Here is a 22,970-nt window from a genome sequence, read left to right as displayed (position 1 = left end):
GACGCAAGTGGTACGGGAACCTGGGCGCCGCGTGCCCGACGCCGGTGGACGGGGTGTGCGCCCACGGTGCGCGCCCTGGTGCCGCGCTCCGTCCGGGCCCCGAGCGCGCACCCTGCGGAGCGGGCGCCGGCACCGGCCGCGGCGTCCGCGGCCCCGTGCCCGATACTGGCGGGGTGACCCCTCGCCCCGCCGTCCCCGACCGCCCGACCCCCCTCGAGCTCGCCGGGCTCCTCGCCGGCGGACCGCGCATCGGGGTGAGCACGAGCGCCGCCAAGGTCGAGGGCCGCGCGCACGAGGGCGGACGCTCCGAGTCCGTGTGGGACGCCTTCGCCCGGCGTCCCGGGGCCGTCGCCGACGGCAGCGATCCCGAGCGCGGCGCCGACCACGTCGCGCGCGTCGCCGAGGACGTCGCCCTCGCGGCCGAGCTCGGCGTCGACCTCCTCTCCTTCTCGATCTCGTGGTCCCGCATCCAGCCGGAGGCGCGCGGCGGACTCCGTCGGGAGGGCATCGCGTTCTACGACGAGCTGGTCGACGCGCTGCTCGCGGCGGGCATCCGCCCCCGGGCCGCCCTCCACGACCACGACCTGCCCGTGGAGCTGCAGGACCGCGGCGGCTGGCTGCACCGCGACACCGCCCTCCGCTTCGGCGACGTCGCGTACCTCGCCGCGGAGGCGCTCGCCGACCGCGTGCCCGACTGGGTGACGCTCCGGACGCCGGACCTCACCACGATGGGCGGCCACGTCACGGGCACCCACGCCCCGGCATCCCGCCTCGGGCTCGACGCGCTCCCCACCGTGCACCACCAGCTCCTCGCGCACGGCCGGGCCGTCGAGGCCGTCCGCGGCTCGCGGTCCACGGCCCGGGTCGGCATCGTCGTCGGCCACCGGGTGGTCGAGGCCGCGTCCGCGGACGACGACGACCGCGCGGCGGCCGTCGTGGCGCGCGCCCTGCACCAGGACCTCTTCGCCGACGCGGTGCTGCTCGGCCGCTACCCGGACCTCGCGGGCCCGCACGCGGAGGCCTTCGAACGGCTCGGCCGGGTCGACCCGGCCGACCTCCGCTCCATCGGCCAGCCCCTCGACCACTACGGCGTCGCGCTGGCCGACCCGATCCGCGTCGCCGCCGTCCCGCGCCTCGTCGCCGGCTCCACCGCGATCCCGTTCGCCGAGCTGCCCTGGACCGACCACCCGGCGACCCTCGACGGCCACGCGGTCGCACCCGACCTCGTGCCGGTGGTGCTCGCCGACCTCCGCGCCCGCTACGGCGACGCGCTCCCGCCCGTCGTCCTCTCCGGCCTCGACGGCGCGCACCCCGAGCAGGTCGACGACCGCGACGGCTCGCGCCGCGATCCCCGCCGCGCGGACGCCATCGCCGACCACCTCGTGCAGGCGCTCGCCGCCGTCGCGCCGGGCGGGCCGGCCGAGGGCGTGCGGCTGGAGGCGGTGGTGGCGGGCAGCCTGCTCGACGGGTTCGAGTGGGAGGCGGGACGCCGGGCGCCCCGCGGGCTGGTGCACGTGGACCCGCGCACGGCCGACCGCACGCCGCGGACGTCGTACCGCTTCCTCCGCGACACCCTGCGCGAGCGCGGCTGAGGCGGGCGAGGGCCGCGTCGAGGGCCGCGGGACGCCCCCAATAGGGGTGCGCGGGGCCCCCATCCCCGGGTCCTCCCCAGGGCCGCGCGTAGGATCCTCACCATGGAATTGTGGATCGCGCTCGGAGTCGTCGTGCTCCTGGCAGTGCTCGTCGGCATCTACCTCTGGGCGACCTACAACGCCCTCGTCACCCTGAACGTCCGCGTGGACGAGGCGTGGAGCGACATCACGGTGCAGCTGAAGAGGCGGGCGGACCTGCTGCCGACCATCATCGAGTCGGTCAAGGGCTACGCCAACCACGAGCAGCGCGTCTTCGAGTCCGTGGCCTCCGCGCGCACCGAGACGATCAGCGCCGCGAACCCGGCCGAGGCCAGCGCCGCCGAGGAGCACCTGCAGGGGGCCATGAAGTCCCTGTTCGCGGTCGCCGAGGCGTACCCGCAGCTCCAGACGAGCCAGACGTTCCTGCAGCTGCAGGGCGAGCTGGTGGACACCGAGGACCGCATCCAGGCCTCGCGCCGGTTCTACAACGGCGGCGTCCGCGAGCTGAACACCAAGATCACGCAGTTCCCGAACACGCTCTTCGTGCGCGGGCTCGGCTTCGGCGAGCGGGACTTCTACGAGGTCTCGAGCCTCGCGTCCATCGCCGAGCCGCCGCGCGTGCAGTTCTAGCGGGCTCCGGCCGAGCGGCGCCCGGCGGTCGCGGCGTCCTCGCCGCTCATCCGGGCGCGTCCCCGGCGGGCTCCGGATCCGTCGCCGTCACCTCGGGCAGGTGCGCGCGCAGGGCCGCCGCGAGCGTGCCCCGCTCCACCACGCCGACCGACCCGAGCCCCTGCCACTCCGCCGCGCGCTCGAGCAGCGGCGCGATGCACCCGGCCACGACGGTCGGGTCGTGCCCGGCCTCGACCCACGACGCCTGCACCCGCAGCACGCCCGCCTGCCGGTCGCTCTTGAGGTCGACCCGGGCGACGATCTCGTCGTCCACCAGCACGGGCAGCACGTAGTAGCCGTGCACGCGCCGCGCGGCCGGCGTGTAGATCTCGATCCGGTAGCGCAGGTCGAAGACCCGCAGCGCCCGCTCCCGGAACCAGACGACGGGGTCGAAGGGCGACAGGAGCGCCTCCCCGCGGATCCGCCGCGGCAGGCGCGCGTCCCGGTGCAGCCACACGGGCAGCGGCCGCCCGCGCCCCTCCCACCCGGGCACGGTCACCGGCAGCACCTCGCCCGCGTCGGCGAGGTCGCGGAGCCCGCGGTCGGTCGCGGCGCGGGACAGGCGGTGGTAGTCGCCGAGGTCGGCGGCCGTGCCGATCCCGTGCGCGACGGCGGACCGGCGGACGAGCTCCCGCACGGCATCCTCCTCGGGCACGTCGCGCGCGAGGACGGCCGCGGGCAGCACGTCCTCCGCGAGCCCGTAGACGCGCTCGAACCCGCGGCGGCCGGCGCTCGCGATCTCGCCCCACGCGAACATCGCCTCCAGCGCCCGCTTCACGTCCGACCACCCCCACCACGGACCCGTGCGGACGTTCGCCTCGTGCTCGACGGCGCTCGCGGGCACGGGGCCGGTGCGCGCGAGCTCGGCGCGCAGCTCCCGGATGAGGGGCGCGTGCTCCAGCGCCCAGGAGCCCGGGCGTGTGCGGCGGGCGCGCTCCGCGTCCATCCGCCAGCGGAACAGGGGAAGGTCGTCCACGGGCAGCACGGCCGCCTGGTGCGCCCAGTACTCGGTGTACGCGCCGCCGCCGCCGAACAGCATGCGGTCGAGCGCGGCGCGGTCGTAGGGGCCGACGCGGGCGAGCACGGGGAGGTGGTGGCTGCGCTCGAAGACGTTGACGGAGTCGATCTGCAGCAGACCCAGCCGGCGGATCTCCGCGGCGAGACGGCGCGTGCCGGCGGGGGAGGAGTGCGGTCGGCCGAGCCCCTGCGCCGCCAGCGCGACGCGTCGGGCGAGGGCGGGGGAGACGGTGTCGACCATGCCCCGACGCTACCCGCGGCCCCCGACCGGGATCCGGCGGGCCGGGCCGCGCATCCGCCCGGCACCGGCTCACGGGAGGCCCGTCCTAGACTCCCAGCATGATCTTCGGCCAGCGATCCCGCGCCCGCGCCGCGGCGGACGCCCGCGCGGTCGAGCGCCGCGCCGATCCCGACATCGACAGCGTCCAGCCGGTCGCGCGCACTGTCGCGGAGACCGTGCCGCCGGGCATGGTCATCGCGGGCGCGTGGGCGTGGCGCCTGCTCCTCATCCTCGGCGTGCTGGGGGTCGTGGGCTGGCTCGTGATCCAGCTCGAGTACGTCGTGATCCCGCTGCTGCTCGCCATCGTCCTCGCGGCGCTCCTCGTGCCCATCTCGTCGTGGATGCAGCGCCACCACGTGCCCAAGTGGCTCGCGGTCGCGATCTCCGAGATCGGCGTCATCGTCGCGGTGGCGGCGCTCGTCTACCTCGTGACGACGCAGATCATCGGCCAGTACGACTCCATCCGGGCGCAGACGCTCACGCGCTACGCGGACGTCCGCGGCTTCCTCACCGACGGCCCGCTGCAGCTCTCCGAGGCGCAGCTGAACGACGCGTACACCCAAGCGGTCGACGCGGTCCAGCGCGACGCGGGCGTGCTGCTGAGCGGCGCGCTGTCCGTCACCTCCTCGCTCGGGCACGTGCTCGCGGGCGTCCTGCTGGTGCTGTTCTCGACCCTGTTCATCCTCATCGACGGCGCGGGCATGTGGCGCTGGGTCGTCCGCCTGTTCCCGCGGCTGGCGCGGCCCGCCGTCGACGGCGCGGGCCGGGCGGGCTGGACCACGCTGCAGAACTTCGTGAAGGTGCAGGTGCTCGTCGCCCTCATCGACGCGGTCGGCATCGCGGGCGGCGCCGCCATCATCGGGGTGCCGCTGGCCATCCCCATCGGCGTGCTGGTGTTCCTCGGGTCCTTCATCCCCATCGTCGGCGCCGTCGTCACGGGCACGCTCGCCGTGTTCGTCGCGCTCGTCTACAACGGGCTCACGCAGGCGCTCATCATGATCGCGATCGTGCTCATCGTGCAGCAGGTGGAGGGGCACGTCCTCCAGCCGCTCATCATGGGCTCGGTCGTGAAGGTGCACCCGCTCGCCGTGGTCCTGTCGGTCGCGGCCGGCGGGATGGTTGGCGGCATCGCGGGCACGTTCTTCGCCGTGCCGCTCGTCGCCACCGTCAACTCCATGGTCAAGCACGTGGCGAGCGGAGCCTGGCGCGGGCAGCCCGAGCCCCCGCCTCCCGCCGTCCCCGCCGACGCCTCGCACGCCACCCGCCGTCCCCGCCCCAGGAAGCGCACCCCATGACCGACGCCGCCACCGCCCCCGCCGCGCACGCCGACCCGCCGCTCCTGCGCGCCGTCGGCGACGAGCTCGACCCGAGCCAGCTGGGGGAGGACGCCGCCGCCCTCGCCGGGGAGCTGCCGGGCGGATCCGCGCCCACGCTCGCCCGCATCGAGGAGGCCCGCCAGGTCGTCGGCCGCGTGGCCGACGTGACGCCGATGGAGTCCTCGCGCTTCCTCGCGGAGATCCTCGGCAGCCCCGTGCACCTCAAGTGCGAGAACCTGCAGCGCACCGGGTCGTACAAGATCCGCGGCGCCTACAACCGCATCTCGCGGCTCACCGACGAGGAGAAGGCGCGGGGCGTGGTCGCCGCCTCCGCGGGCAACCACGCGCAGGGCGTCGCGTTCGCGGCGCGCGAGCTCGGGATCCGCGCGACGATCTTCATGCCCACGGGCGTCGCGCTGCCGAAGCTCCAGGCCACCCGGCAGTACGGCGCCGAGGTCATCCTGCGCGGCCACACGGTCGCGGAGCCGCTGCTGGCCGCCGCGGAGTTCGCGGCGCAGACCGGCGCGGTGCTCATCCCGCCCTTCGACCACGAGGACGTCATCACGGGCCAGGCCACGCTCGGCCTCGAGATCCTCGACCAGACGCCCGACGTCGAGACGGTCGTCGTCCCCATCGGCGGCGGCGGGCTCATCTCGGGCGTCGCGACCGCGCTGAAGCTCCGCGCCGCGCAGGAGGGCCGGACGATCCGCGTCGTCGGCGTGCAGGCCCGGAACGCCGCCGCGTACCCGCCCTCGCTCGCCGCGGGCCGCGCGACCGAGATCGAGATCACGCCCACCATCGCCGACGGCATCGCGGTCGCGAAGCCGGGCCTGCTGAACTTCGACATCATCCGCGACAGCGTGGACGAGGTGGTCACGGTCGAGGACGACGACACGGCGCGCGCCCTGCTCCTCCTCCTGGAGCGCGCGAAGCTCGTGGTGGAGCCGGCCGGCGCCGTGGGCGTCGCGGCGATCCTCGCGGGCCTCGTGCGGGACGCCGGCCGCACGGTCGTCATCCTCTCCGGGGGCAACATCGACCCGCTCATGATGGAGCGCGTCATCAGCCGGGGCCTCGCCGCGTCCGACCGCTACGTGAAGCTGCGGATCATGCTGCCCGACCGCCCCGGCCAGCTCGCGCGCACCTCGCAGATCATCTCCGAGGCGAACGCCAACGTGGTCGAGGTGCTGCACACGCGGCACGGCCAGGGACTGCAGATCAGCGAGGTCGAGCTCGAGGTGAGCGTCGAGACCCGGGGCCCGGAGCACACCGCCGAGGTCGTCCAGCGCCTGCGCGAGGCCGGGTACGACCCGCGCCTGCAGCGCGACTGACGACGCGCCGGCACCCGGGACGGCGGAGGATGCGTCGCGACTACGGCGTGTAGTTCTCCACGGCCTGGATCTCGACGGGGATCTCGCGGCCGTTCGGCGCGGTGTACGCGCCCTTCCGCCCGACCTCCCAGCCGATGATGGCGGCGCCGAGCGGCGACTGCTCGCTGTAGACGTCGAGGTCGCTGTCGCCCGCGATCTCCCGGTTGCCGAGCAGGAACTTCGTCTCGTCGCCCGCGATGAGCGCGGTGACGACGGTGCCGGGCTCCACGACGCCGTGGCTCTCGGGGGCGTCCCCGACCTCGGCTGTGCGGAGCAGCTGCGTGAGCTGGCGGATGCGGGCCTCGATCTTGCCCTGCTCCTCCTTGGCGGCGTGGTAGCCGCCGTTCTCCTTGAGGTCGCCCTCCTCGCGGGCGATCTCGATCTTCTTCGCGATCTCCTCGCGGCCCTGCACGCTGAGGGTGTCGAGCTCCCTGCTGAGGCGGTCGAACGCCTCCTGGGTCAGCCAGGTGACTGCCTGCTCCTGCGCCACGATGGACTCCTTGCACTCGCACGGACGCCCCGACGGATCCGTCAGGGCGAATCCCCCACTCTAGGCGGGCCAGCAGCTGTGGATCAAGCCGGTGACGGCGGGACCGGTCGTGCGGAGGCGCACCGTCTCCATCCGCTCGAACGCGTCACGGGCCGGGAGCTCGACGACCTTCCAGCCGACGATGGAGCGCTGTTCGTCCTGCGCCTGCACGGCGCACCACGCCGCCTCGCCCGCCGGCATGACGACGGAGAAGGTCACGTCGATGGTGCGGTCGTCGACGATGTCGAACGCGCGGTCGGTGGCGTCGATGGAGCCGGACGCCTGGTCGATCCCCGCCCACAGCACCCACGCGCCGAACACCACGGCGACGAGGCCGCCGGCTGTGCCGTAGAGCCAGCGCTGGCGGATCCGCGCGGGGCGCGTGCGCCCGTACCGCTCGTCGAGCGCGGCGGTGGTGGGGAGCGCGGGGACGCGGTGCTCGACGGTCTCGTCGTCCTCCGCGGAGGCGCCGGCGGGGACGGGGGAGCGGGACCCTGTCGTCACGGCAACTCCTCCACACGCACCTTGTACCCTGGAGGTCCAGACTACCGTCCCCACCCTTGGAGCCCCGTGACCCTGCGCCTCATGGCCGTGCATGCCCACCCCGACGACGAGTCGAGCAAGGGTGCGGCGACGTACACCCACTACACGCAGCAGGGTGCCGAGGTCATGGCCGTCAGCTGCACCGGCGGCGAGGCCGGCGACATCCTCAACGAGGGGCTGGCCGAGCGCGCGATGGCGGAGCGCGACCTCCCGGGCCTCCGCCGCATCGAGATGGCGCGCGCGCAGGCCGTCATGGGCGTGCAGCACCGCTGGCTCGGCTACGTCGACTCCGGCATGGCGCGGGAGGACGGCTCGCTGCCGCCCGCGAGCTTCGCGAGCATCCCGGTGGAGGTCTCGGCCGAGCCGCTCATCCGCCTCGTGCGCGAGTTCCGGCCGCACGTGCTGGTGGCGTACGACGAGAACGGCGGCTACCCGCACCCCGACCACATCCAGGCGCACGTGGTGGCCATGGAGGCGTGGCGCGAGTCCGGCGTCGCCGGCTCCTACCCCGACGCGGGCGCGCCGTGGCAGGTCTCCAAGCTCTACTTCGACCGGATCTTCAACGGCGCCAAGCTCCGCGCGGTCCGCGAGCACCTCGTCGCGGACGACGCGGCGCCCGAGATGCTCGAGGCCGTCGACGAGATGCTCGGCTGGATGGGCGACCGCCCCGACCTCGCGACGACGCACGTGGACGTGGGCGAGCACTTCGAGGCCCGCGACCGCGCGCTGCTCTCGCACGCGAGCCAGGTCGCCCCCGACAGCACGTTCTTCCGCTGGCCGCGCGACCTGCAGCAGCGGGCGTGGCCGTTCGAGGACTTCCAGCTCGTGGAGTCGCGCGTCGACGCGCCGGACGAGGAGCACGACCTCTTCGCCGGGATCGTCGACGAGGAGCGGGCGGTGCGCGCGTGATGCGCCAGGACCTCGTCCTCCGGCTCGCCGCCGCCGTCACGACGCCGAGCCCCACCCCCACGGCCGAGTTCGACCCGGACACGGTCTCCCCGGGTCCGATCGGCTTCATCGCGATCTTCTTCGTCGCGATCGTGGTGCTGCTGCTCATGGTGGACATGACGCGCCGGATCCGACGCACCCGCTACCGCGAGGAGATCCGCGGGCGGCTGGAGGCCGAGAAGCTCGAGGCCGACCTCGCCCGCGACGCGGCGCCGGAACGGGGACCGCGCACGTCCCCGGCCGCGGAGGCCGCACCGGACGCTCCCGCCACGCCGGACGACCCGGCGGACCCGCCCCGCGCCTGAGCGGCGCCCGCCGGACGGGCGGCGCGCGTCAGACGGGCGGCGCGCGTCAGACGAGCGGCGGGTCGGTCGCCACCAGCAGGATCCCCGTCCAGTGGCAGAGGAACGCCACCAGCGTGAACGCGTGGAAGATCTCGTGGAAGCCGAAGCGGCCGGGCCACGGGTTCGGCCGCTTCAGCGCGTACACGACGGCGCCCACCGTGTAGGCGAGGCCGCCCGCGAGGATGAGCGTCATCATCGCGGCGTCGGCGCGGAAGAAGTCGACGATGAAGACGAGCGACGCGTAGCCGAGCACCAGGTACAGGAGCACGTAGAGCCAGCGCGGGGCGCCGATCCACAGCACGCGGAACAGCACGCCGAGGACCGCGCCCGACCACACCAGCCAGAGCAGCAGCACCGACTTCCCGTGGGGCAGGGCCAGCACGGTGATGGGCGTGTACGAGCCGGCGATGAGCAGGAAGATGTTCGCGTGGTCCATGCGCTTCAGGAGGACCTTCGTGCGCGGCGACCAGTCGAACCGGTGGTAGACGGCCGAGACGCCGAACAGCAGCAGCGACGACGCCACGAACACGGCGCAGGCGATGCGGGCGGCGGTGCCGTCGGCCACGGCGATGAGCACGACGCCGAGCACGAGGGCCACGGGCGTCATGCCGGCGTGCAGCCAGCCGCGCCAGGTGGGCCGGGGCTCGGGACCCGCGTCCTGCGCGTCCTCGACGAGCGGGAGGTGCGGGACGGGCCCGTCCTCCTCGCGGCGCGACGCTGCGGGCCGGTCCTCCGGGGTGCCGAGCGGTCCGGGGGAGGCGGCGGCGGGCGTCATCCTGCGAGTGTAGGACAGCCCCGGTGACGTCACCCGGCCGGGCGATCCGCGCTCCCGGGACGTGGGATAGCGTGGGACACGTGCGAGAGAAGCCGATCCGACCGTGGCGCGGTCTCCTCTACCGGGCGTACCAGAAGCGCATCCGCCGCGGCCTCGACCGCACCGCCCTGCCGCACCACATCGCGATGATCCTCGACGGCAACCGCCGCTGGGCGCGCCAGCTCGGCCTCGAGTCGGCGGCCCATGGACACCGTGCGGGGGCGGCGAAGTTCCTCGAGTTCCTCGAGTGGTGCGACGACCTCGACATCAAGGTCACGACGCTCTACCTGCTCTCCACCGACAACCTCACGGGCCGGGGCAGCGCCGAGCTCACGGCGCTCATCGACATCATCGGCGAGCTCGCCGAGGACCTCTCCCGGCACCGCGACTGGCGCGTCAAGCACGTCGGCTCGGACGAGGGCCTGCCGCCCGAGCTCCTCGCCCGGCTCGACGCGTCGGAGGAGCGCTCCAAGGAGAACGCGGGACTCCACATCAACCTCGCGGTCGGCTACGGCGGGCGCACCGAGATCGCGGACGCCATGCGCAGCATCGTCCAGTCGCACCACCTCGCCGGCGGCACCCTCGAGGACCTCGCGGCCCTCCTCACGCCCGACCTCATCGGCGAGCACCTCTACACGGGCGGGCAGCCGGATCCGGACCTGGTCATCCGCACCTCGGGCGAGCAGCGCATCAGCGACTTCATGCTCTGGCAGTCGGCCCACAGCGAGCTCTACTTCATGGAGGCGCTCGGGCCCGACCTCCGCGAGGTCGACTTCCTCCGCGCCCTGCGCGACTACTCCTCCCGCCAGCGCCGCTTCGGCTCCTGACGCGTCCCGCCGGGCCTCCGGGCACCGCGCCGCCCCGCGCCGCCGGCCGACGCCGCGACGCCGGGCAAGAGTTAATGTCCCTGACACATCGGGACGCGCGTGGCACTGGTCAGCGGGCGGGGTCCCGACGTAGGTTCCACTCATCGGGCATGGCGCCCGATCGAGAGGGCCGCCGCATCGCTTCTCGTCACCGTGGCCCGATCGCCGTCAGGATCCGAGCGCGAACGCTCGGGGATGGAGTGGCCCGTGGCCCCGATGGACAGCCAGAGCAGCACCGCACGGCACGCCGGCCCGGGAGGGGGGACGCGGCAGGCCGAGCGCACGTACGTGCTCGACACCTCCGTCCTCCTGTCCGACCCGCGGGCGCTGTTCCGCTTCGCCGAGCACGCGGTGGTGATCCCGGTCATCGTCATCACGGAGCTCGAGTCGAAGCGGAACGACCCGGAGATCGGCTACTTCGCCCGCCAGGCCCTCCGCCACCTCGACCAGCTCCGGGAGGAGCACGAGCGGCTCGACTTCCCCATCGAGGTGGGCGACGCCGGCGGCACCCTGCGGGTCGAGCTCAACCACTCGAGCATGGCGGCGCTCCCCAACGGGCTGCAGCTCGGAGACAACGACTCGCGGATCCTCGCGGTCGCCCTCAATCTGTCGACCGAGGGCCTCGCCGTCACGGTCGTCTCCAAGGACATGCCGCTGCGCGTGAAGGCCGCCTCCATCGGCCTCCCGGCGGAGGAGTACCGGGCCGAGCTCGCGATCGACAGCGGCTGGACCGGCATGGCCGACGTCACGCTCTCCAGCGAGCAGATGGCCGACCTGTACGAGCGCGACACGCTCCAGACGCGGGCGGTGCAGGACCTGCCCGTGAACACGGGCGTCGTCCTCCACTCCGACCGGGGATCCGCCCTCGGCCGGGTCGTCCGCCGCGGCACCGTCAAGTCCGTGCGCGGCGACCGGGAGGTGTTCGGGCTCAAGGGGCGCTCGGCCGAGCAGCGGCTCGCGATCGACCTGCTCCTGGACCGCGAGGTGGGCATCGTGTCCCTCGGCGGCAGCGCGGGCACCGGCAAGTCGGCGCTCGCCCTCTGCGCCGCGCTCGAGGCTGTGCTGGAGAAGCAGCAGCACCGCAAGATCATGGTGTTCCGGCCGCTCTATGCGGTGGGCGGCCAGGAGCTCGGCTACCTGCCGGGCGACGCCGCGGAGAAGATGAACCCGTGGGCGCAGGCCGTGTTCGACACCCTCGGATCGGTCGTCTCGCAGAACGTCATGGACGAGGTGGTGGAGCGGGGGATCCTCGAGGTGCTGCCGCTCACCCACATCCGCGGGCGCTCGCTGCACGACGCGTTCGTGATCGTCGACGAGGCCCAGTCGCTCGAGCGGAACGTGCTGCTCACGGTGCTCAGCCGCATCGGGCAGAACTCGCGCGTGGTGCTCACGCACGACGTGGCGCAGCGGGACAACCTGCGGGTCGGCCGGCACGACGGCGTCGCCAGCGTCATCGAGACGCTGAAGGGCCACGAGCTGTTCGGCCACATCACGCTGACGCGCTCGGAGCGGAGCGCCATCGCGGCGCTCGTCACGGGTCTGCTCGACGGCGATCCCGTGTGACGCGCGCAGCCGCCGCATGACGACGGGCGCCGGTCCCCGAGGGGACCGGCGCCCGTCGGCGTCCGTCGTGCGGTGCGCGCTGCGAGGCGCGCGGGCCTAGAGGCCGGGCGCCGTCATCCGCAGCACGTCGAGGCCCTGGTCGAGCTGCTCCTCGGTGATCTCGCCGCGCTCGACGTAGCCGAGGTCGACGACGGCCTCGCGCACCGTCATCTTCTGCGCGACCGAGTGCTTCGCGATCCTCGCCGCGGCCTCGTACCCGATGATGCGGTTCAGCGGCGTGACGATGGAGGGCGACGACTCCGCGAGCGCGCGCGCGTGCTCCTCGTTGACGCGGAGCCCGTCGACCGTCTTGTCGGCGAGCAGGCGCGTGGAGGTCGAGAGGATGCGGATCGACTCGAGCAGCGACGAGCCCATCACGGGGATCGCGACGTTGAGCTCGAACAGGCCCGAGGCGCCCGCCCAGGCGACGGTCGCGTCGTTGCCGATGACGCGCGCGCAGACCATGAGGACGGCCTCCGGGATGACCGGGTTGACCTTGCCGGGCATGATCGAGGACCCGGGCTGGAGGTCGGGGATGTGCAGCTCGCCGAGGCCCGTGTTGGGGCCCGAGCCCATCCAGCGGATGTCGTTGCAGATCTTGGTGAGGCTCACCGCGAGCGTGCGGAGCGCGCCGGAGGCGTCGACCAGGCCGTCACGCGCGCCCTGCGCCTCGAAGTGGTCGAGCGCCTCGGTGACGGGCAGGCCGGTGTCGTCGGCGAGCACCTGGATGACCTTCTGCGGGAACCCGAGCGGCGTGTTGATGCCCGTGCCCGTGGCCGTGCCGCCGAGGGGGACCTCCGCGACGCGGGGGAGCGCGGTGCGGACGCGCTCGATGCCGAGGCGCACCTGGCGGGCGTAGCCGGCGAACTCCTGGCCGAAGGTGACCGGGGTCGCGTCCATGAGGTGCGTGCGGCCCGCCTTGACGAGCCCCTTCCACGCCTCGGCCTTCGACTCCAGCGCCTCCGCGAGGTGCTCGAGGGCGGGGATCAGCTCGGCGAGGAGCGCGCCCGTGACGGCGACGTGCACCGAGGTGGGGAACACGTCGTTCGACGACTGCGAGGCGTTGACGTGGTCGTTCGGGTGCACGGGCTTCCCGAGCGAGGACGTGGCGAGGGCCGCGAGGACCTCGTTCATGTTCATGTTCGAGCTCGTGCCGGAGCCTGTCTGGTACACGTCGATGGGGAAGTGCTCGTGGTGGGATCCGCCCGCCACCTGGTCCGCCGCGGCGACGATGGCCTCGGCGACGTCCGCGTCGATGATGCCCATCTCGCCGTTGACGATCGCGGCGGCGCGCTTGATGCGGGCCAGCGCCTGGATCTGCGCGGGCTCGAGGCCGCGGCCGGAGATGGGGAAGTTCTCGACGGCGCGCTGCGTCTGGGCGGCGTAGAGCGCGTCCCTCGGGACCCGCACCTCGCCCATCGTGTCGTGCTCGATGCGGAACTCGTCCGTCGTGCCGCTGTCTGATCCGGGGGAAGTGTCGACCACGCTGTTTCTCTCTCCTTCGGGACGGGTGATGCACCGGGCCTCGTGGGCCCGGGGTACGGGGGCGGCGCGCACACGGCGCCTTCCGGCGCGCGGGGTGGGCCTCCGCGGACGTCGCCCCTAGCGGGGGATGTCGCCCACGATGACGTCGGGCACCGCGGTGCCCTCGAGGAGCTTGTAGTTGGCGCCGACGATGGCCAGGCTACCGGCCGCCACCCGGTCGGAGATCATCTCGGAGGCCTCCAGCATGCGGGTCACGGTGTCGCGCAGGTGCTGGCGCCCGACCTCGCCCGCGTCGACCTCGGACGGCACGACGGGGTCGCCCGCCACGCGGCGGACGGCGGGCTCGATGGGGGCGATGAGGCGCGCGATGTGCGGCGGCAGCGCCTCCGCGTCGGGCGCCGCGCTCTCGATGGCCGCGCGGACGGCGCCGCACTCGTCGTGGCCGAGCACGACGATGAGCGGCACGCCCAGCACGGCGACCGCGTACTCGAGGCTGCCGAGGACCGAGTCGGAGATGATCTGGCCGGCGTTGCGCACCACGAAGAGGTCGCCGAGGCCCTTGTCGAAGATGATCTCGGCGGCGAGCCGGGAGTCGCTGCAGCCGAAGAGCGCGGCGACCGGGCGCTGCACGTGCGCGAGGGCCGCGCGGCGCTCGACGTCCTGCCGCGGGTGCTGGGGCGCGCCCTGGACGAAGCGCGCGTTGCCCTCGACCATCTCGGCCCACACCTCGGCGGGTGCCTGCGTGACCTCGTCCTGATCGGTCATCCCTCGATCCCCTCTCCGGGTGCGGTGGTGCTCGTGGCGCCGTCCGCGGGCGTCGGGGCGGGGGTGGCGGAGGAGCCCGCCGCCGTGCCCCGCGCGGCGGCGACCGCGTCGATGGCGGTGCGCAGCTCGTTGGCGTCGGCCGTGCCGTAGACCGCGTACGTGCTGTCGCCGTCGACGGCGCTCGCCGCGAGGACCACGTTGCCCGGGTCGTCGGCCTGGCCGTTGTCGTACAGGGTCCACTCGAGGCCGCCGATCTCCTCGCGGCTCACCTCCGGCGCGGACCGCAGGGTCTCGGCCAGCCAGGTGGGGTTCGCGTCGATGCCCTGGGAGATGCCGATGTAGCGGTTGCTCGGCGTGATGAGGCCGATGTACCAGACGGCGACGCCGTCGCGGCCTGCAGGCCGGATCTCGGCGTCGTTGCTCTTCCAGGCCGTGGGCAGGTCGGGTACGACGAGGGTCTGCGGGAAGCCGCCCTGCGCCTCGGCGGCCGTGGCGCCGTAGTCGACGTCGGGCAGGATCGTGGTGTTCGAGCGGGGCACCAGCGCGATGATGACCGCGACGGTGGCGACCGTGACGATGAGCGAGTACAGCAGGTTGCGGAAGGTCTGCTTGGCGCGGTGCCGGCGGGAGTCGGCGGCCTTGCGGGCGGCGGTCTCCTCGGGCGTCTCCGGCCGGCCGAGCTCGGCGACGACGTTCGGCGTGCGGTCCTTCGCCACGGTCAGCCGGCGTCGGACGCGGTGGTGCGGGCGGCGTCGAGCCGTGCCTTGGCGCCGAGCAGCCACTCCTCGCAGCGGGCCGCGAGGGCCTCGCCGCGCTCCCACAGGGCGATCGACTCCTCGAGCGTGGACGCGCCCTGCTCGAGGTCGTTGACGACGCGCACCAGCGCGTCCCGGGCCTCCTCGTAGCTGAGCTCGGAGACGTCGGGCAGGCGGGCGCCGGTGTCGGTGCCGGTGTCGGCGGGGCTGGTGGGCATGGGGGAGATCCTAGCTTTCGGAGCCGGGCGCGGGCCGGGCCCCGGGGGTGGGGGACGAGGGCAGGAGGGCGGCCGACGACGGGATGTCGTCGGTGGGGCCGGTGGAGGTTGCGCCCAGCGCGCCGGCGGCGAGGCGGAGGACGAGGCCGGTGCCTGCGGGGGCGTCGGCGGGGGTGCGGAGCGCGGATCCGTCGGCGGCCTGCACGATGGCGTACCCGCGGTCGAGGACGTGCTGCGGGGACAGGGCGCGCAGCTGCCGCGAGAGCTCGCTCGTCTGCTGCACGCCGCGCTCCACGACGCGGCCGGCGAGCTCGGCGGACCGCGCGATGTAGCGGCCGAGCTCCTCGGCGCGCGAGTCGACGATCCACGCGGAGCCCGTGAGCACCGGACGGGAGCGCAGCTGCTCGATGCGGTCGATCTCCCCCCGCACCTGCGAGGTGAGGCGCATGCCGATGCGGGCGCGGGCCTGCTGCACGCGGGCGAGCTCCTCGGAGACGTCCGGCACCACGCGCTTCGCGGCGTCGGTGGGGGTGGAGGCGCGGAGGTCGGCCACGTCGTCGAGCAGGGGCCGGTCGGCCTCGTGGCCGATGGCGCTCACGAGCGGGGTGCGGCACGCGGCCGCGGTGCGCACCAGGGTCTCGTCGCTGAAGACGAGCAGGTTCTGGAAGTCGCCGCCGCCCCGGGCGATGACGATGACGTCCACCTCGGGATCCTCGTCGAGCACGCCGATGGCGCGCGTGACCTCGCCGGCGGCCCGGTCGCCCTGCACGGCGGTGTGCACGACGCGGAAGCGCACGCTCGGCCAGCGCAGCTGCGCATTCCGGAGGACGTCCTTCTCGGCGTCGGAGTCCTTGCCGGTGATGAGGCCGATGCAGCCGGGGAGGAACGGGAGGCGCCGCTTGCGGTCCGCGTCGAACAGGCCCTCCGCGCGCAGCGTCTGACGCAGGCGCTCGAGGCGCTCGAGCAGGTCGCCGAGGCCGACGTGCCGCATCTCCAGCACCTGCATGGTGAGCGTGCCGCCCTTGACCCAGTAGTTGGGCTTGACGAGCGCGACGACGCGGGCGCCCTGGCCGAGGTCGGCAGGGATCTTCGCGCGCACGGACGACCAGACCGTGAAGCTGATGGTGGCGTCGACGTCGAGGTCCTTGAGCTTGCCGTAGACGTTGCCGCCGGAGCCGCCCCACTGGGTGATCTCGCCCTCGACCCAGGCCGTGCCGAGGCGGTCGATCCAGCCCTTGACCTTGCCGGACAGCACCGAGACGGGCCACGGCGCGTCGACGGTCGGGGCCCCCGCGGCGGGCATGGACACGGTGCGCGTCTCGCTCATGGCTCCCCACTCGGCGCCCAGCGCGGGCGCATACAATCGGATGCGTGACTACAGCGACCACTGACCAGCGACTCGTGGGAGCACCCGTCGTCAGCCTGTCGATGCCCCGGATGCCCGGCGTCCGCAACAGGCTCAAGGATAACCCGGTGGACGGACCCAAGAAGGTCCTGCTCGCCGCTCCGCGGGGCTACTGCGCCGGCGTCGACCGCGCCGTCGTCGCCGTCGAGAAGGCCCTCGAGCGCTACGGCGCCCCCGTCTACGTGCGGAAGCAGATCGTCCACAACGTGCACGTCGTCTCCACCCTCGAGCGCATGGGCGCGATCTTCGTGGAGGAGGTCGACGAGGTGCCCACCGGCGCCCACGTCGTCTTCAGCGCCCACGGCGTCTCGCCGGCCGTCGTGCAGGGCGCCGCCGACCGCGGCCTCCAGGCCATCGACGCGACCTGCCCGCTGGTCACCAAGGTCCACCGCGAGGCCGTGCGCTTCGCGAAGGCCGACAAGCAGATCCTCCTCATCGGCCACGAGGGCCACGAGGAGGTCGAGGGCACCGCGGGCGAGGCGCCCGAGCAGACCATCGTCGTCAACTCCCCGGAGCACGCCGACACCATCGAGGTGCGGGACCCGGACAACCTGGTCTGGCTGTCCCAGACCACGCTCTCGGTCGACGAGACCATGGAGACCGTCCGCCGCCTCCGCGCGCGCTTCCCGAACCTGCAGGACCCGCCGAGCGACGACATCTGCTACGCCACGCAGAACCGCCAGGTGGCCATCAAGAAGGTCGCGGTCGACGCCGACCTCGTCATCGTCATCGGCTCCGCGAACAGCTCCAACTCGGTCCGACTCGTCGAGGTGGCCCTCGAGTACGGCGCGAAGGCGTCCTACCGCGTGGACTACGCCTCCGAGGTCAAGCAGGAGTGGCTGGACGGCGTGCAGACGGTCGGCGTCACGAGCGGCGCCTCCGTCCCCGAGGTGCTCGTGCAGGAGCTCCTCGACGACCTCGCCGACGCCGGCTACGGCGACGTGACCGCGGTCGTGACCGCCGAGGAGGACCTCGTGTTCTCGCTCCCCAAGGAGCTGCGCAAGGACCAGTCCGGCAACACGGACTCGCGCGCCATCGGCGGGCGCACCCGCGCGTGAGCGACGACGACGGGCAGCGCCGCTCCGGCCGGCCCGCCCCGCGCTTCGGCGAGTACGCGTCCCCGTCGTCCTCCGCGGGCGGCTCCTCGGAGCTGTCCGAGGCCGATGCGCGCATCGTCGCGGAGGCGGCCGCCTACCGCGAGGCCGCGGCCGCCCGGGACGCCCCGGGTGGCGAGGGCGTCGCGAAGGGCAGGAAGGCCGGCAATCAGGCGGCGCCCCAGACCCTCGCCGAGCAGATGGCGGCGGAGCGCAAGGCCGCGCGCGAGCGCCAGCAGGCCGAGCGCCGCGACGCCGAGAAGGCCGCGGTGGACGCGCGTCGCGCATCCGAGAGGACCGCCGCGACGGAGCGCCGGGATGCGCGACGCGCACCCGCTCCCGCGCGCCCGGATCCCGCTCCGGACCAGCCCGCCGGCTCGGCTCCGGGTACGACGCCCGGACGCCCCGGCTACCTCGCCGGCCAGGAGCCGCGTCGTGCGCCGCGGCGGTTCGACGCGGCCATCACCATCGGCCTGCTCGCCGCCGGGCTCGTGAACGTGGCCGGCAGCATCGGCGCCAACTCGGATCCCTCGCAGGCCATCGACCAGTCCTACGCCCTCTTCGGCGGCGGCACCTACACGGTCACGCCGCAGACGGCGGTCATCGGCATCGCGGTCAACGTCGTGAACGTGGTCGTGTTCGTGCTGACCGCCTGGATCGCCCTCGAGCTCGTCAAGCGCCGCCGCATGGCGTTCTGGGTGCCCATCGCGGGCGCGGTCCTCGCCACCGTCATCACGAGCGTGCTCGTGCTGACGCTCATCATCCAGGACCCGGCGTTCCAGCAGATCATGTCGAACGGCGGGCCCTGACGCCCGCATGCACGCGAACGACGGCGGGGCCGGTCCACCAGGACCGGCCCCGCCGTCGTGTCCCCCGCGAGCAGCGGGAGGGCGACCGCCGTCGCTAGCTCTGCGACTTCCCGTGCGAGCCGAGCTGGCGCGTGGCCTCGACGACGCGGGCCGCCATGGCCGACTCCGCCGTCTTGCCCCAGGCGCGCGGGTCGTACGTCTTCTTGTCGCCCACCTCGCCGTCGACCTTGAGGAAGCCGTCGTAGTTGCGGAGCACCGAGTCGGCGATGGAGCGGCTGAACGCGTACTGCGTGTCGGTGTCGATGTTCATCTTCACGACGCCGTTGCGCACGGCCTCGGCGATCTCGTCGTCGGAGGAGCCGGATCCGCCGTGGAAGACGAGGTCGAACGGCTTCTCGGACGTGCCGTACTTCGACTGGATGCCGTCCTGGATCTCCTTGAGGAGCGACGGGCGCAGCTGCACGCCGCCGGGCTTGTACACGCCGTGCACGTTGCCGAAGGTGAGGGCGGCCATGTAGCGGCCCTGGTCGCCGAGGCCGAGGGCCTCGACGGTGGAGATGGCGTCCTCGAGGGTCGTGTAGAGGTGCGCGCCGGTGTCGTGGCTGACGCCGTCCTCCTCGCCGCCGACGACGCCGATCTCGACCTCGAGGATGGCGTTGATGGCCTTCATGCGGGGGAGCAGGTCGGTCGCGATGTCGAGGTTCTCGTTGAGCGGGATGGCCGAGCCGTCCCACATGTGCGACTGGAAGATGGGGTTGCGGCCCGCGCGGACCTCCTCCTCGCTGGCCTCGATCATGGGGATGACGAAGCCGTCGAGGGCGTCCTTCGGGCAGTGGTCGGTGTGCAGCGCGACCGTGATGGGGTAGTTCTTGGCGACCTCGGTGGCGAAGCGCGCGAAGGCGAGGGCGCCCGCCGCGCGGTTCTTCACGGTGTGGCCGGAGAAGTAGTCGGCGCCGCCCGTGGTGACCTGGATGATGCCGTCGGAGCCGGCGTCCGTGAGCCCCTGGAGGACCGCGTTGATGGTCTGCGAGGACGAGACGTTGACCGCGGGGTAGGCGAATCCGCCGGACTTGGCGCGATCCAGCATCTCGGCGTACTGCTCGGGGGTTGCTACGGGCATGGTGCATCTCCTTCGGCGGATCCACGGCGACGCCGTGCGGCTGACGCGGGCCCTCGGCGGCCGGTGGGAGGTGCTCCCGCGGCCGGGCCCCGCGTGCTCGCCACTCTACCGAGCGGTCGCGTCGGCGTCCCCGGACGCCCGGGGAGCGGATGCGGCCGACGTGAACTCGTCCGCCGACAGCTCGCGCGCGGTGGCCTCGAGCGGCGCGAGGGTGCCGATGACCTTGGACTCGTCGAGCCGGCTGAGGCGGCGGGCGGTGGGCAGCACCTGGCGCTCCAGGGATCCGACGACGCGGTTGTAGTCGCCGACGGCGCCCGTGAGGGAGCGGCCGAGCTTCGCGATGTGCTCGCCGCTGGTGGCGAGGCGGGCGTGCAGCTCGCGGCTGAGGTCGAAGAGCTGCTTCGCGTCCTCCGTGAGGACCTCCTGCTGCCAGCTGAACGCGACGGTCTTGAGCACCGACCACAGCGTGACGGGGGAGGAGAGGGCGACCCGGCGGCTGAACGCGAACTCCATGATGCTCGGATCCGCCTCGAGCGCGGACGACACCAGGGACTCGCTCGGGATGAACGCGATGACCATCTCCGGGCTCGCGTCGAGCCCCTCCCAGTAGGCCCGGCTGCCGAGCGCCGTGATGTGGTCGCGGACGGCCTGCACGTGCTGCTTCATGAGGTGGTCGCGTCGTGCGCCCTCGGGGCCGGTGGCGGAGGCGGGGATGGCGCTCGCCTCGAGGTACGCGGTGAAGGGCGCCTTCGCGTCCACCGCGATGTTCTTGCCGCCCGGCAGGTGCACCACCATGTCCGGCCGGCCGACGCCCTGGGCGGTGGAGACGCTGGTCTGCACGTCGAAGTCGACGCGGTGGATGAGGCCCGCGGCCTCCACGACGCTGCGCAGCTGCGTCTCGCCCCACACGCCGCGCGTGCTGTTGGAGCGGAGCGCGGACGCGAGCGTCTCGGCGGTGGCGCGCAGCCGCTCCTCCGCCTCCGTGGCGCTCCGCAGCTGCTCGCTCAGCTCGCCGTGCTGCTGGCGGCGCTGCTCCTCGAGCTCGTGCACCTTCGCCTGCACCTGCTTGAGGCTCTCCGCGACCGGGCTGAGCGCCGTGAGCACCCGGCCGTCCTCCTCGGTGCGGGCCACCTCGGCGCGCTGGACCTCGCGCAGCCGCGACTGCAGCTCCGCGATGCGGTCCTCCTGCTGGCCGATCTGCTCGCGGAGGTGCGACTCCTGGGCGTCCAGCCGCTCGCGGTGGAGCGCGTCCTGCGCCTGGGCGCGCTCCGCGTACTGCGCGGTGGCCTGCCCGACCTGCTCCTCGGCGAGGCGCTCCGTGCGGTCCAGCTGCTCCCGGAGCGCCGCGACGGTGGCCTCCGCGGCGGCGAGGCGGGCGGCCTCTCCCGCGCGGCCCGGCGCATCCACCCCCGAGCGGGCGCGGGACACGGCGATGCCCACCACCGCGCCCACGGCCAGGCCGATGACGAGGCCGACGAGCAGGGCGATGACGGGGTCCATGCGTGCAGTGTGCCAGCGGCCCCCGACACGGCCGGGACGTGCGGCGCGCGCCCGGGGGACGGGTCCCGCCGGGTGCCCGGGGACGGATCAGGCCCAGTCGATGGGCGGGGTCGCGGCAGCCGAGGCCCGGGTGACGGGCTGCGTGCGAGGCGCGCCGATGCGGCCCATCCCGACGCCCGCCGCCTCGGCGAGGCCGGTCAGGGAGGCGGCGCCGTGCCTCTCGGCCGCGTGCACGACGATGGCCGCGCAGGCCCGCGCGTCGGCCAGCGCCTCGTGGTGCGCGAAGTCCTCGAAGCCCGCGGCCCGGGCGGCGACCGGCAGCCGGTACGACTCGAGCGCGTAGGTGCGGCGGGCGACCTGGAGGCTGCACAGGTAGGAGTACGGCGGCGGGATGAGCGCGGTCGCCCGGCACGCGCCCTGGATGACGCCCATGTCGAAGCGCGCGTTGTGGGCGACGAGGTGGTCGTCGCCCGCGAACGCCATGAGCCGCGGCAGCTGGTCGGCCCAGCCGAGGGCGTCCGCCACGTCGTCCTCGACGATGCCGTGGATCCGCGTGTTCCAGACGGAGAAGGAGTCGTGCCCGGCCGGCGGGCGGATGAGCCACGACGCGGTGTCGACGACGACGCCGTCCCGGACCTTGACGAGACCCACCGAGCAGGCGCTCGCCGACGAGTTGTTGGCGGTCTCGAAGTCGATCGCGGTGAAGTCCAACGGCATGGCATCGATGCTCGCACGCACGACCGACGCCGGATCCCGGGAGAGCCGGGCCGCCCGGGGGCGGGGGAGGAGGCGGCCCGCCCCGTACGATGGTCTCCCGTGGCTCTCACTATCGCGATCGTCGGTCTCCCCAACGTCGGCAAGTCGACGCTCTTCAACGCCCTGACCAAGAACCAGGTGCTCGCCGCGAACTACCCGTTCGCGACCATCGAGCCGAACGTGGGCGTGGTGAACCTGCCGGACCCGCGCCTCGAGGTGCTCGCCGGCCTCTTCGGCTCGGAGCGGATCCTCGCGGCCCCCGTCTCCTTCGTCGACATCGCGGGCATCGTCCGCGGCGCGAGCGAGGGCGAGGGCCTCGGCAACCAGTTCCTCGCGAACATCCGCGAGGCCGACGCCATCGCGCAGGTCGTCCGCGGCTTCGAGGACGAGGACGTCGTGCACGTCGACGGCCGCGTTGACGCGGCCAGCGACATGGAGACCATCAACACCGAGCTGATCCTCGCCGACCTGCAGACCCTCGAGCGCGCCGAGCCGCGCTACGAGAAGGAGCTGAAGACCAAGCGCATCGAGCCCGTCGTGCTCGAGACCGCGAAGGCCGCGCGCGAGTGGCTCGACTCGGGCAAGCCGCTGTCGGCCTCGAAGATCGACCTGGAGCCCGTCCGCGAGCTCGGGCTGCTCACAGCCAAGCCCTTCATCTACGTGTTCAACGTCGACGAGCAGGTGCTCGGCGACACGGGCAGGCTGGCGGAGCTGGCCGCCCTCGTGGCGCCCGCGCAGGCCGTGTTCCTCGACGCGAAGATCGAGTCGGAGCTCATCGAGCTCGACCCCGAGGACGCCGCCGAGATGCTCGCCTCGACCGGCCAGGAGGAGTCCGGCCTCGACCAGCTCGCCCGCATCGGCTTCGAGACCCTGGGCCTCCAGACCTACCTGACGGCAGGCCCGAAGGAGACGCGCGCCTGGACCATCGGCAAGGGCTGGAAGGCCCCGCAGGCCGCCGGCGTGATCCACACCGACTTCGAGAAGGGCTTCATCAAGGCCGAGGTCATCTCCTACGACGACCTCGTCGAGACCGGCTCCATCGCCGAGGCGCGCTCCAAGGGCAAGGCCCGCATCGAGGGCAAGGAGTACGTCATGCAGGACGGCGACGTCGTGGAGTTCCGGTTCAATGTGTAGGGT

23 protein-coding genes are annotated in these 22,970 nt (G+C 73.5%); 11 read left to right on the top strand and 12 right to left on the bottom strand.

The genetic code is table 11. The features are described from left to right. Positions 1 to 173: 173 nt before the first annotated feature. Both AC07VC_RS07950 and AC07VC_RS07945 read left to right on the top strand, forming a co-directional pair. Positions 174 to 1,592 carry a glycoside hydrolase family 1 protein gene (locus AC07VC_RS07950; RefSeq protein ID WP_494676298.1) on the top strand — a complete coding sequence of 473 codons (1,419 nt, stop codon included), beginning with the start codon at positions 174 to 176 and terminating at the stop codon, positions 1,590 to 1,592. A gap of 102 nt (positions 1,593 to 1,694) precedes the next feature. Further along, positions 1,695 to 2,261, top strand: a complete 567-nt coding sequence (locus AC07VC_RS07945) for a LemA family protein (protein ID WP_317230791.1) — start codon at positions 1,695 to 1,697, stop codon at positions 2,259 to 2,261. Between the two features lie 46 nt (positions 2,262 to 2,307). Here AC07VC_RS07945 and AC07VC_RS07940 read toward each other — a convergent pair whose 3' ends face one another. Next, complete coding sequence (locus AC07VC_RS07940) at positions 2,308 to 3,558, bottom strand: winged helix-turn-helix domain-containing protein (protein ID WP_494676297.1); 1,251 nt, start codon at positions 3,556 to 3,558, stop codon at positions 2,308 to 2,310. Positions 3,559 to 3,656: 98 nt separating this feature from the next. On the opposite strand from AC07VC_RS07940, the gene AC07VC_RS07935 reads away from it, so the two are divergent. Further along, the gene (locus AC07VC_RS07935) at positions 3,657 to 4,892 is read left to right on the top strand and encodes an AI-2E family transporter (protein WP_317230789.1); all 1,236 of its coding nucleotides are present in this window, start codon (positions 3,657 to 3,659) and stop codon (positions 4,890 to 4,892) included. Then, positions 4,889 to 6,241 (top strand): threonine ammonia-lyase, encoded by a 1,353-nt coding sequence (gene ilvA / locus AC07VC_RS07930; protein ID WP_494676296.1) that lies wholly within the window; start codon positions 4,889 to 4,891, stop codon positions 6,239 to 6,241. The genes AC07VC_RS07935 and ilvA overlap by 4 nt, the downstream gene beginning before the upstream one ends. Before the next feature lie 40 nt (positions 6,242 to 6,281). On the opposite strand, the gene greA is transcribed toward ilvA, so the two are convergent. Continuing rightward, on the bottom strand, positions 6,282 to 6,770 hold the full coding sequence (greA, locus tag AC07VC_RS07925) for a transcription elongation factor GreA (RefSeq protein WP_191147184.1): 489 nt from the start codon (positions 6,768 to 6,770) through the stop codon (positions 6,282 to 6,284). A gap of 60 nt (positions 6,771 to 6,830) precedes the next feature. Next, positions 6,831 to 7,313 (bottom strand): DUF4307 domain-containing protein, encoded by a 483-nt coding sequence (locus tag AC07VC_RS07920; protein WP_494676295.1) that lies wholly within the window; start codon positions 7,311 to 7,313, stop codon positions 6,831 to 6,833. A gap of 66 nt (positions 7,314 to 7,379) precedes the next feature. Between AC07VC_RS07920 and mca the strand changes: the two genes are divergently transcribed. Next, on the top strand, positions 7,380 to 8,261 hold the full coding sequence (gene mca, locus AC07VC_RS07915; protein ID WP_494676294.1) for a mycothiol conjugate amidase Mca: 882 nt from the start codon (positions 7,380 to 7,382) through the stop codon (positions 8,259 to 8,261). Next, on the top strand, positions 8,261 to 8,605 hold the full coding sequence (locus AC07VC_RS07910; RefSeq protein ID WP_317229730.1) for a hypothetical protein: 345 nt from the start codon (positions 8,261 to 8,263) through the stop codon (positions 8,603 to 8,605). Before mca ends, AC07VC_RS07910 begins: the two co-directional genes overlap by 1 nt. Positions 8,606 to 8,651: 46 nt before the next feature. On the opposite strand, the gene trhA is transcribed toward AC07VC_RS07910, so the two are convergent. After that, entirely contained in the window at positions 8,652 to 9,419 is a 768-nt protein-coding gene (trhA, locus tag AC07VC_RS07905; RefSeq protein ID WP_494676293.1) for a PAQR family membrane homeostasis protein TrhA, read from the bottom strand. Positions 9,420 to 9,499: 80 nt separating this feature from the next. Here trhA and AC07VC_RS07900 point away from each other — a divergent pair, with 80 nt between their 5' ends. Both AC07VC_RS07900 and phoH2 read left to right on the top strand, forming a co-directional pair. Continuing rightward, a complete protein-coding gene (locus tag AC07VC_RS07900; protein WP_494676292.1) occupies positions 9,500 to 10,285 on the top strand; it encodes an isoprenyl transferase in 786 nt (261 codons plus the stop codon). Positions 10,286 to 10,540: 255 nt separating this feature from the next. After that, positions 10,541 to 11,887, top strand: a complete 1,347-nt coding sequence (phoH2, locus tag AC07VC_RS07895) for an RNA 5'-3' helicase PhoH2 (RefSeq protein WP_494676581.1) — start codon at positions 10,541 to 10,543, stop codon at positions 11,885 to 11,887. 96 nt (positions 11,888 to 11,983) lie between these two features. Here the strand turns inward: phoH2 and AC07VC_RS07890 are convergent, their stop codons facing one another. The 5 genes from AC07VC_RS07890 to xseA all read right to left on the bottom strand — a co-directional run bounded on the left by AC07VC_RS07890 (position 11,984) and on the right by xseA (position 16,476). Continuing rightward, positions 11,984 to 13,411: a class II fumarate hydratase gene (locus AC07VC_RS07890; RefSeq protein WP_317229723.1), complete on the bottom strand. Its 1,428-nt coding sequence runs from the start codon at positions 13,409 to 13,411 to the stop codon at positions 11,984 to 11,986. 117 nt (positions 13,412 to 13,528) lie between these two features. After that, complete coding sequence (locus AC07VC_RS07885; protein WP_494676291.1) at positions 13,529 to 14,176, bottom strand: carbonic anhydrase; 648 nt, start codon at positions 14,174 to 14,176, stop codon at positions 13,529 to 13,531. Beyond that, entirely contained in the window at positions 14,173 to 14,892 is a 720-nt protein-coding gene (locus tag AC07VC_RS07880; protein WP_494676290.1) for a DUF4245 domain-containing protein, read from the bottom strand. The genes AC07VC_RS07885 and AC07VC_RS07880 overlap by 4 nt, the downstream gene beginning before the upstream one ends. Positions 14,893 to 14,894: 2 nt before the next feature. After that, positions 14,895 to 15,149, bottom strand: a complete 255-nt coding sequence (locus AC07VC_RS07875) for an exodeoxyribonuclease VII small subunit (protein ID WP_494676289.1) — start codon at positions 15,147 to 15,149, stop codon at positions 14,895 to 14,897. A gap of 10 nt (positions 15,150 to 15,159) precedes the next feature. Then, the gene (xseA, locus tag AC07VC_RS07870; protein ID WP_494676288.1) at positions 15,160 to 16,476 is read right to left on the bottom strand and encodes an exodeoxyribonuclease VII large subunit; all 1,317 of its coding nucleotides are present in this window, start codon (positions 16,474 to 16,476) and stop codon (positions 15,160 to 15,162) included. A gap of 101 nt (positions 16,477 to 16,577) precedes the next feature. Between xseA and AC07VC_RS07865 the strand changes: the two genes are divergently transcribed. Further along, on the top strand, positions 16,578 to 17,612 hold the full coding sequence (locus AC07VC_RS07865; RefSeq protein ID WP_317229728.1) for a 4-hydroxy-3-methylbut-2-enyl diphosphate reductase: 1,035 nt from the start codon (positions 16,578 to 16,580) through the stop codon (positions 17,610 to 17,612). Further along, a complete protein-coding gene (locus AC07VC_RS07860; RefSeq protein ID WP_494676287.1) occupies positions 17,609 to 18,457 on the top strand; it encodes a DUF6264 family protein in 849 nt (282 codons plus the stop codon). The genes AC07VC_RS07865 and AC07VC_RS07860 overlap by 4 nt, the downstream gene beginning before the upstream one ends. Positions 18,458 to 18,551: 94 nt before the next feature. On the opposite strand, the gene fbaA is transcribed toward AC07VC_RS07860, so the two are convergent. The 3 genes from fbaA to AC07VC_RS07845 all read right to left on the bottom strand — a co-directional run bounded on the left by fbaA (position 18,552) and on the right by AC07VC_RS07845 (position 21,794). After that, positions 18,552 to 19,577, bottom strand: a complete 1,026-nt coding sequence (fbaA, locus tag AC07VC_RS07855; RefSeq protein ID WP_317229717.1) for a class II fructose-bisphosphate aldolase — start codon at positions 19,575 to 19,577, stop codon at positions 18,552 to 18,554. 105 nt (positions 19,578 to 19,682) lie between these two features. Continuing rightward, positions 19,683 to 21,077 (bottom strand): DNA recombination protein RmuC, encoded by a 1,395-nt coding sequence (locus tag AC07VC_RS07850; RefSeq protein WP_494676286.1) that lies wholly within the window; start codon positions 21,075 to 21,077, stop codon positions 19,683 to 19,685. 87 nt (positions 21,078 to 21,164) lie between these two features. Beyond that, a complete protein-coding gene (locus AC07VC_RS07845; protein ID WP_494676285.1) occupies positions 21,165 to 21,794 on the bottom strand; it encodes a 3'-5' exonuclease in 630 nt (209 codons plus the stop codon). A gap of 99 nt (positions 21,795 to 21,893) precedes the next feature. On the opposite strand from AC07VC_RS07845, the gene ychF reads away from it, so the two are divergent. After that, positions 21,894 to 22,967 (top strand): redox-regulated ATPase YchF, encoded by a 1,074-nt coding sequence (ychF, locus tag AC07VC_RS07840; protein ID WP_494676284.1) that lies wholly within the window; start codon positions 21,894 to 21,896, stop codon positions 22,965 to 22,967. Positions 22,968 to 22,970: the final 3 nt, after the last annotated feature.

Source organism: Clavibacter sp. GW821-FHT01D01, from assembly GCF_059422605.1.
Note: the sequence above shows the minus strand (reverse complement) of the source record. Positions and strands in the feature narration are given on the sequence as shown.